The 6,794-nt window shown below is 72.7% G+C and carries 6 protein-coding genes; 3 read left to right on the top strand and 3 right to left on the bottom strand.

Features of this window, described 5'->3' with window-relative positions:
- The coding region (locus tag D471_RS0129325; RefSeq protein ID WP_017601919.1) for a HelD family protein at positions 1-1,717 on the top strand (1,717 nt) is incomplete at its 5' end.
- 9 nt (positions 1,718-1,726) lie between these two features.
- On the opposite strand, the gene D471_RS0129320 is transcribed toward D471_RS0129325, so the two are convergent.
- A complete protein-coding gene (locus D471_RS0129320; RefSeq protein WP_026128200.1) occupies positions 1,727-2,449 on the bottom strand; it encodes a membrane protein in 723 nt (240 codons plus the stop codon).
- Between the two features lie 245 nt (positions 2,450-2,694).
- Between D471_RS0129320 and D471_RS0129315 the strand changes: the two genes are divergently transcribed.
- Positions 2,695-3,606 carry a universal stress protein gene (locus D471_RS0129315; RefSeq protein ID WP_026128199.1) on the top strand — a complete coding sequence of 304 codons (912 nt, stop codon included), beginning with the start codon at positions 2,695-2,697 and terminating at the stop codon, positions 3,604-3,606.
- 27 nt (positions 3,607-3,633) lie between these two features.
- Here D471_RS0129315 and D471_RS0129310 read toward each other — a convergent pair whose 3' ends face one another.
- Both D471_RS0129310 and D471_RS36835 read right to left on the bottom strand, forming a co-directional pair.
- Positions 3,634-5,091 carry an NADH-quinone oxidoreductase subunit NuoF family protein gene (locus tag D471_RS0129310; protein WP_017601916.1) on the bottom strand — a complete coding sequence of 486 codons (1,458 nt, stop codon included), beginning with the start codon at positions 5,089-5,091 and terminating at the stop codon, positions 3,634-3,636.
- Positions 5,088-5,573 (bottom strand): hypothetical protein, encoded by a 486-nt coding sequence (locus D471_RS36835; RefSeq protein ID WP_017601915.1) that lies wholly within the window; start codon positions 5,571-5,573, stop codon positions 5,088-5,090. Before D471_RS36835 ends, D471_RS0129310 begins: the two co-directional genes overlap by 4 nt.
- A 648-nt stretch (positions 5,574-6,221) precedes the next feature.
- Here D471_RS36835 and D471_RS37965 point away from each other — a divergent pair.
- Positions 6,222-6,794, top strand: a 573-nt coding sequence (locus D471_RS37965) for a COG4315 family predicted lipoprotein (protein ID WP_017601914.1), incomplete at its 3' end; no start/stop codon positions are given.

Here is a 6,794-nt window from a genome sequence, read left to right as displayed (position 1 = left end):
CATGGGAGTCCTCAACCGCCGCCGCTACGGCTTCGGCGCCACGGCGAACGACGACGGAACCGGGGCCGTCCTCACCGCCTTCGAGGACGAACCCCTCACGGCCGCCGACGCCGGTGAGGCGCCCGCCGACGGTCTGCTCGCCGCCGAGATCGAACGGCCCCGCACCGGACCGATGCGCGACATCGTCGCCACCATCCAGCCCGAACAGGACGACCTGGTCCGGGCCCCGTTGGAGACCACCCTGTGCGTCCAGGGCGCCCCCGGCACCGGGAAGACCGCCGTCGGCCTCCACCGCGTCGCCTTCCTCCTCTACACCGAGCGCGAACGCCTCGCCCGCTCCGGCGTGGCGATCATCGGTCCCAACCGCTCCTTCCTCTCCTACATCCGCGACGTCCTGCCCGCCCTCGGCGAGGTCGACGTCGCCCAGACCACGGTCACCGAGCTGCTCACCGCCGACCTTCCCGAACGCTCCCGCCCCGCCGCCGGATGGGTGCGCCGGACCGAGGGACCCGACGCCGCCCGGACCAAGGGCGAGGCCCGGATGGCCGAGGTCCTGCGCCGCGACCTGTGGTCCCACCTGCGCGACCCCGAGGAACCCGTGGTGGTCCGCCGGGGCGCGCGCCGCTGGCGCCTGTACCCCGAGGACCTGCGCCCCCTCCTGGACGAGCTGGCCGAACGCGGTGTGGCCTACGGGGCGGGCCGTGAACTGCTCTCCCACCGCATCGCCCACACCGTGCTGTCGCTCATGGAGTCCGCCGGGGAGGTCTGCGACGACCGCACGCACGCCCAGGTGCGACGCGACCCCGCGGTCAGGTCGGCGGTCAACGCCCTGTGGCCCAAGGTCGATCCCCTCAAGCTCGTCCTGGGTCTGCTCACCGACCCCGAGCGGCTCGCCCGTGCCGCCGACGGCGTGCTCAGCCCCGACGAGCAGAGGTCCGTCCTCCTGCCCGGACGGCCGCGTGGCCCCAAGTCGGCGCGGTGGTCGGAGGAGGACCTGGCCCTGGTGGACGAAGCGGCGGCGCTGATCGAACGCCCCGCCGGCCTGGGGCACATCGTCGTGGACGAGGCCCAGGACCTCAGCCCCATGCAGTGCCGCGCGATCGGTCGGCGCTGCGTGTCGGGGTCGCTGACCGTGCTCGGCGACGTCGCCCAGGGCACCAGCCCCTCGGCGGCGAGGAACTGGTCCACGCTCCTGGAACACCTGGGCAAGCCCACCGGTCACCTGCGGGTCCTCGACCGGGGTTACCGCGTTCCCGCGCAGATCATCGACTTCGCCGCCCGTCTGCTGCCCACCATCGCCCCCGGTCTGGGCGTGCCGTCGGCCGTCCGCCGGGCGGAGGGTTCGCTGACCGTCACCGCCGCCGACGGGCCGCTCGCCTCCGCGGTCGCCGAGGCCTGCCGCGACGCGCTCGAGGGGGAGGGTTCGGTGGGACTGATCGCCGCCGACCACGAACTCTCCGCCCTACGCGACGCCCTGGCCGCGGAGGGGCTGTCCGCCCCGCTCCTCGGTGAGGCCGACCTGGACGCGGGCCGCCTGGTGGCGGTACCCGCGAGTCTGGCCAAGGGCCTGGAGTTCGACGCCGTCGTGGTCGCCGAACCCGCCTCCGTGGTGGCGGCGGAGGAGCGCGGGGCCAACCGACTCTACGTGGTGCTCACCCGCGCGGTGAGCACGCTCCACGTGGTGCACTCCCTGCCGCTCCCCGAGGCGCTCCGGTGAGGCGCCACGTCAGCGGGCGGCGGCGGTCTCCTGACCGTCGTGCGCCCGTTTCCAGGGGCCGGGGACGATTCCGGCGGTGAGCAGCCACAGCGCGACCGTCACCAGGTGCGCGCGTTGCACCAGCCCCAGTGGGACCCCGGGGTCGCCGTCGCCGGAGGACCAGTACAGGATCCCGGCCAGGACCAGGACGGCGACGGCCGACACCGCCTGGAGGGCGGCCATCACCGCCACGAACAGCCAGGCCGGGTCGTCGGCGTTCCACCGGTTCACCGCCAGAGCGATCACGCTCACCAGCGCCGTCACGACCGCCGCCACCGACAGCAGGGCCTGGGCGAGGGTGGCTCCCTGCCCGCCCTCCACCAGTGACTCGGCGGCGCACGCGACGTCGGTGGAGACCCGGCAGGCGCCCGGCAGCAGCGACGTGGCCAGGGAGAGCACGCCGAACGCGGCCATCGACCACCAGGAGACCAGCAACCAGCGCCGCGTCCGCCTCGTCCCCAGGGACAGTCCCAGTGCGGCCGCCACGATGACCAGGATCGACGCGGTGCGGTGGGTGCTGTCCAGGAACTCGCCGAAGGGTGAGCCCGGCTCCGCCAGCGCCCCCTGCGCGGCTCCGCCGCCGGGCAGGACGACCTCCAGGACCCAGAGGCTGTAGACCACGGCCGCCGCCACGGCGGCGACCCTTCCGTCCCGGTAGTCCCAGTGCAGACTCGCGGTGCTCGTGTCAGGCATGGCGCCCTCCCGTTCCGCCGGCGGCGTCTTCTCCCCCATGAGACGCGGCGGGGCCCGTTCACGTTCCGTTCCCCTGCGGAACACGGGTCGTCTTCGAACCTACGTCACCCAACTCGCGGCGGCACCGTTATCCGCGGGTGCGTGTTGGCGCGTCATGATCGAAGTAAGGGGGATCATCAGACACTGCGCGCGTGACCGTCGGGAACCGCGCGGAACGGGACACGTCCGACAGGAAGGCACACGTGATGGACGGTGCGGCCACGACACGGTGGCTGATCGTGGGGGTGGACGGCAGTGACTCCAGCCGGCACGCGCTGGAGTGGACGGCCCACCAGGCCGTGCTGCGCGGGTTCGGTCTGCGGATCGTCGTGGCGGCCTGTTCCCCCGCCTCCGTGGGCGTCTTCGACGCGCCCGTCCCCGACGAGGAACCCGTGGAGGCGGGTGGGACGGACGCCACCGCCGCCGAGCGCCTGCTGGCGTACGCCGCCGACTGGGTGTCCCGGCTCTTCCCCGAGCTGGAGGTGGCCCCCGTGCTGTCGCGGGACCGCCCACTGGAGGCACTGCTCACGGAGGCGGGGAACCCCGGCGCCGCGGCGGTCGTGGTCGGCTCGCGCGGGCTCAGCGGCTTCCTCGCCGCGTTCGTGGGGTCGGTCGGGATCGAGCTGGCCGCCCGCTCTCCCGTCCCCGTCGTGGTCATGCCGCACGAGCACGCCTCCGCGCACGGCGTCCGCGGGCGCGTGATCGTCGGTGTGGACGGCTCCGAACCCAGCCGCCGGGCCGTGGAGTTCGGCTTCGCCCAGGCGGAGTTCGCCGACACCGAGCTGGTCGCCGTCAGCGCCTGGCAGCCCCTGGTGGCCTTCGCCGCGGCCACCGGCCCCATCCCGCCCGAGCTGTTCGACGACGCCACGGCCGCCGAGGCGGCGCGCCAGTCCCTGGAGGAGGAGATCGTCGAGGCCCGGCTGCGGCATCCCGGCGTGTCCGTGGTCCCCCGGGTCGTGCGCGCCCATCCAGTGGTCGCGCTGCTCGAGGAGGCCACCCCCGCCGACCTGATCGTGGTCGGTTCCCGGGGACGCGGCGGAGTGCGGGGTCTGCTGCTCGGTTCGGTGAGCCACTCCGTCCTCCACGGTGCGAAGGGGCCCGTCGCGATACTGCGCTGACCGGTCGCCCGCGCCCCGACCGTCCCCTCATCCCTGGGAGCTCAGGCGCAGCGCCAGGGCCGGGCACATGCGCACGGCCAGTTCGGCGTCGGCCGCCAGGGCGTCCGGCACGGTGACGTGCTGGTCCTCGGGGTAGCCGTTGCGGTCCAGCCGGATCAGGCCCGGCAACAGCTCCGCGCACAGTCCGTGCCCGTCGCAGCGCGACCAGTCCAACGACAGCCGTGTCCGGCGGTCGGTCGAACCGTCCGCCAAGGGCAACAGGCCGGAGACGGGACGCCCGCAGCCGCCTTCGCGCGCGTGCTCGGACACGTCCTCCCCGAACACCGCCAGCGCGCTGCGCGCGAAGAGGGCGCTTCCGTCCGGGTGCGCGCAGGCGCCTCTTCCCTCACCCACCGCCGCCGCGGCCAGGGCGGGCTCCGGCCCGCTCTCCCCCGTGACCAGTGCGGAGAACGATTCGGCCAGCGCGGGCAGTCCGCGCAGGCACGGACCGCACTGGCCCGCGCTCTCCCCGGCCAGGTACCGCAGGACCCGCGCGACCTCCCCCAGCGGGCAGGTCGTCCGAGGCAGGGGGAGGACCACCCCGGCGCCCAGGGTGCCGCCCGCGTCCGCCACGTCCGCGTGCGAGAGGCGGACCCGGTCCGCGACGTCGGGGGAGAGCCAGGCTCCGTGGTAGCCGCCGACGAGCACGGCCTGGCCCGGGGCCATGTCACACATGTGCAGTACCTGGACCAGAGGGGTTCCGGCGGGCGCCTCCACGACGACGGATCCGCCGACCGTGAGCAGGACCGTGCCCGGTTGGTCGGCCGTCCTCACCGACGCGTACTGGTAGGCCCCGCCGAGAGCGAGCAGTGCCGCGTGCGCGTAGGTCTCGGCGTTGGACAGCAGGGTGGGCAGGCCCGCGACGCCGTTCTCGCTGGTGCGTCGGGGCTGGCCGGGTGGGACGGGGGGACCGCCGTTGATGCCTTGGACCAGGGCGCCGGACTGCCCGGACACGAACCGGTGCGGCATCTGGACCAGCCGCAGGCCCAGCGCGGACCGGCGTTCGGCCACCGCCGCGCGCAGTGACTCCCGAACCGGATCGTCGTCGGCTCCGGAGGGCGCGCGGTCGGCGATCCCCACCACGACCTCGGGCGCCCCGAGGGCGTGGGCGGCCAGCTCGGCGCCGTCGAGCACGAGGTGGGGCAGGCGTTCGAGGAGCATCCGGTCCTTGGCGCTGCCGGGCTCGCCCTCGACCGCGTTGACCACCACGCGCGCGGGTGCCCGCCGACGGAGCGCGGACCGCAGCACCGACCGGAGCTTGCGGGCGAAGGGGAACCCGGCTCCTCCGCGTCCGGGCAGCGCGCCGAGCTCGGTGAGGGTGATGAGGTCGTCGGCGGTCATCTTCGGGAGCTCGCCGTGCAGGCGCACGTGTGTGTCGTGGTCGACGCGCTCGTGTTCGTCCAGCCCCGTGGTCAGTCGCGGACGGCCGAGGGTGAGGGTGATCATGGGCGCCTCCTCCGGTGGGGCGACGGTCGGCGGACCGGTTCCGGGGCGGGGGCGGAACCGGGGGGTGACAGCTGCTCGGAGGCGGCGCGCACCTCGCCGGGGACGCTGGACGCGGGGCGGACGGTCACCACCAGCCGCAGCACGAGGGCGCAGCAGACGGCCGACAGGCACAGCAGGTAGGCGATCACGACCCAGGTCGGGGCGGCGCGTCCCACGGTCAACCCGTGCACCAGGCCCAGGGGCCAGGACAGGTAGGCGGCCAGATGCGTCACGCGCCAGACCCATGGGCGGCGGGTCCCGGTGAACCAGCCGCGCAGGATCCCGGTGACGGTGACGACGACCAACAGATCGGCGGCGATGATTCCATAGGCGACCGCCGGATCGGTGCCGAACGGAAGCAATGCGTTGAAGGCGTTCAGCCGGGTGTGCGAGATCTGTAGGACGACATGGGGAAGGAGGAACCCCATGGAAATCAGCGCCATTGACTTGTGGGATGATTGGTGGATTATGCGTAGTCGTGGAGTGCTGATAATCCGGTCGGTGGCGATAATGCCAAGGGCCGTTGTCACAGTGAGTCCGACAAGCGATATCACGCCGGAATAGGTCCAGAGGACATCCTGGACGGCACGCGTCACCACGATGTTCTCCGGCACGACCAGTGCCAGGAAGGCGTTCGCAGCAACCGCTCCGAACAGGATGGACGCCCATATCCACGGTCGTGGTCGCCGTGTTGGGCGATGACGGATCAGATGTCTGATATTCAGAGGATTGCCGTTGGGTGTGCGGCTCCTTGCGAACATGCTGTCCACCCCTTTCGGCGCCGGGTGGTGTGCGTCCACGCGGCGCGTGCGAATTGGTGGGAGGTTTGCGAGTCGCGCTCGTGGCGGCCGAAGGTAGCACCGCGCGGCGGTCTCCGCCAGTTGTTTCGCCGGATTTCCCGGTGGGTCTGTGGCTGTCAAGTGCCTGGGCGGATTTTTTCGGTATGCAAAGACCCAGTTCAGTCGTGGGATAGGAGTGTGGGAGCGCTTCCCAATGTTTTGTGAATCGATGTGAGGGGCCATACTGGCCGACATCCGGGCGATCACGGTCAGATAAAGAGGCCCGGTAACTTAGCCCGATGGGAGAGGCATGTGAACACTGAGGCGAAGGGTGCCAAGGCCCTCGGCCTGGCCCTGTTCCTGCTGGTCACCGCATGTTCCACCGACGATCTCGCTCCGCCCCCAGCCGGCTCCGGGCCCGGGGACGAGAGCTCCGAGGCGGCCGCCGACCCCGGCGGGTCCGACACCGGAGCGACCGACGGAGGAGGCGGCGTCGCCGCCCTCGGAACGGTCTGGGACGAGCGGTTCGGCGACGTCCTCACGGACGGGGAGGGCAACGTCCTCTACCGGTTCGCCGACGACGAGGCCAACCGCTCCACCTGCGTCGACGGGTGCGCCGAGAACTGGCCACCGCTGCACGTCACCGACGAGGGCGCACCCGTGAGCGCCGACGGCGCGGCCACGGCCGACCTCGTCGACACGATCGAGCGCGATGACGGGTCGTTACAGCTGACCTACGCCGAATGGCCGCTGTACACCTATGCCGGCGACGCCGCCCCGGGGGACGTCAACGGCCAGGGCGTGGGCGGCGCGTGGTACGTCGTCGATCCCTCCGGCCGGATGGTCACCGGCGCTCAGGACGGGGCTGACGGCTCCGCCGACACC

This window comes from Nocardiopsis lucentensis DSM 44048, from assembly GCF_000341125.1.
In the GTDB taxonomy this organism is placed as follows: domain Bacteria; phylum Actinomycetota; class Actinomycetes; order Streptosporangiales; family Streptosporangiaceae; genus Nocardiopsis; species Nocardiopsis lucentensis.
Note: the sequence above shows the minus strand (reverse complement) of the source record. Positions and strands in the feature narration are given on the sequence as shown.

What these genes read in the sequence shown, in the direction of transcription:
- D471_RS36835 (WP_017601915.1), bottom strand. Translation starts at nt 5,573, where the DNA reads ATGGCGCTGATTTCCATGGGGTTCCTCCTTCCCCATGTCGTCCTACAG.
- D471_RS0129315 (WP_026128199.1), top strand. Translation starts at nt 2,695, where the DNA reads ATGGACGGTGCGGCCACGACACGGTGGCTGATCGTGGGGGTGGACGGC.
- D471_RS0129320 (WP_026128200.1), bottom strand. Translation starts at nt 2,449, where the DNA reads ATGCCTGACACGAGCACCGCGAGTCTGCACTGGGACTACCGGGACGGA.
- D471_RS0129310 (WP_017601916.1), bottom strand. Translation starts at nt 5,091, where the DNA reads ATGATCACCCTCACCCTCGGCCGTCCGCGACTGACCACGGGGCTGGAC.